Annotated in this window: 1 protein-coding gene; it reads left to right on the forward strand. The window is 47.0% G+C overall.

What is annotated here, in order from left to right; all coding sequences use genetic code 11:
• Positions 1–261: 261 nt before the first annotated feature.
• Complete coding sequence (locus HP552_RS00210) at positions 262–735, forward strand: hypothetical protein (RefSeq protein WP_175393806.1); 474 nt, start codon at positions 262–264, stop codon at positions 733–735.
• The last annotated feature ends 70 nt before the right edge of the window (positions 736–805 follow it).

An 805-nucleotide genomic window follows, 5' to 3' on the forward strand; every position in this document is an offset into this window, starting at 1 on the left:
TCAGTACAAGCATTAAAAACTGGACTACCTCTGCCCCAAGACAACCAAATCGATGTAAAAATTGCATCTGGGGCAACTGGGATGGGTTGAAACAATTTTGTTCGAAACCTGTCTGCATTAAGAAACAACCAGTATAAGAGAAAGTCCATCTTCTTTTACTTGATCAGGTTCGGTTATCTGCAAAGAATTCTTGCCCAGTGACTGGCATTTTTTCCGAGGACGCATATAATGACGTGATCTAACTTTGAGGAGTGATGAATCATGTCCGTTGCGGCTCAAACAAGTACAAAGAGTTTACCTCCCTTTTCCATATGGGGAGTTCATGCATCTGTCGCCGGAAGACCGGTTGTGTGGGGCAAACTAGTGATGCGTGTTTTGCAGGACCAGCAAATTCAAGGCACCATCCAATTTCGCGGAACGCCGATTCCGATTGAAGGAAGTTGGAATGAAAGCACGCAGCAGATCATGTTTCATTCCCCCTACGCCGCCTACTCCAGCCAATTAACCATCTATGACGATGTCAAGATTCAACTTCGGCATTTGGTTCTCACCGGACGTCTGCGGATGCTACCCTCTTCTTTACAGGCGGGCGAATATGGAACCTGGGTAGCGACAACTGATATAAGCTTGGCGGGGTATAGCGGCTATATCCCACCGCAACCGCCTTCAACTTCGCTGCCGCCGGTCGGCGTATTTGTAACGTCGAATATACTGTATGGAAACTCGCGTATATAAAACAGGCACATATCGGATGAAAAATGATCGGTAAGCGGATAACGGAAAGGGGTGGCATATCAGTGGACGA

Origin of the sequence: Paenibacillus xylanilyticus (assembly GCF_013359935.1) — a bacterium.
GTDB lineage: Bacteria > Bacillota > Bacilli > Paenibacillales > Paenibacillaceae > Paenibacillus > Paenibacillus xylanilyticus.

Coding starts and splice junctions, on each gene's coding strand:
- HP552_RS00210 (WP_175393806.1), top strand. CDS start 262: ATGTCCGTTGCGGCTCAAACAAGTACAAAGAGTTTACCTCCCTTTTCC.